This is a genomic window from Nocardioides stalactiti (genome assembly GCF_014180715.1).
Lineage (GTDB): Bacteria > Actinomycetota > Actinomycetes > Propionibacteriales > Nocardioidaceae > Nocardioides > Nocardioides stalactiti.
On the sequence record NZ_JACEFC010000254.1, the window covers coordinates 1 to 704 of the forward strand.

At 71.7% G+C, this 704-nt stretch carries 1 protein-coding gene; it reads left to right on the top strand.

Translation table 11 applies throughout. The features are described from left to right. Nucleotides 1-111 precede the first annotated feature (111 nt). Nucleotides 112-704: vWA domain-containing protein (locus tag H0487_RS22775; RefSeq protein ID WP_183096456.1), on the top strand; the 593-nt coding region annotated here is incomplete at its 3' end.

Genomic DNA, 704 nt, shown 5'->3' on the forward strand with positions numbered 1-704 from the left:
CCGACGACAACGCCGCCAGGCGCCTGCCGAGCGCCGCGCAGCAGGCGATTCCGACAGGACGACCTCTACTAGACGGGGTGGCCGAAGGGTCGCTCCGGGGACGGAGTGACCATGACGCGAGCGGACCTCACGCACCTCTACTTCCTGCTCGACCGGAGCGGGTCGATGCAGTCGATCAAGGCGGACACCGAGGGCGGCTTCGCCGCCTTCATCGAGGAGCAGCGCGCGGCGGCCGGCGAGTGCCGGGTCACCCTCGCGCAGTTCGACAACGACTACGAGGTCGTCTACTCGGGCCGTCCGCTCGTCGACGTCCCGCCCCTCGACCTCCAGCCCCGCGGCTCGACCGCGCTCCTCGACGCGATGGGCCGGCTGATCACGGCGGCCGGCGCCGAGCTCGCCGCCCGGCCCGAGGACGAGCGGCCCGGCACCGTCATCGTCGCGATCATGACCGATGGCTACGAGAACGCCAGCCAGGAGTGGACCCACCCGGCGATCAAGGCGCTGGTCGAGCAGCAGACCAGCGACTACGCCTGGCAGTTCCTCTACATGGGCGCCGACCAGGACGCGATCGAGGTCGGGGCGTCGCTCGGCGTCGCCGCCGGCGCGTCGGTGACCTACGGCCGCGGCAAGACCAAGGACGCGATGGCGCTGAACTCCCAGAAGCTGGCCCGGATGCGTTCGGCGCGCGCCGTCCACTTCGCCCC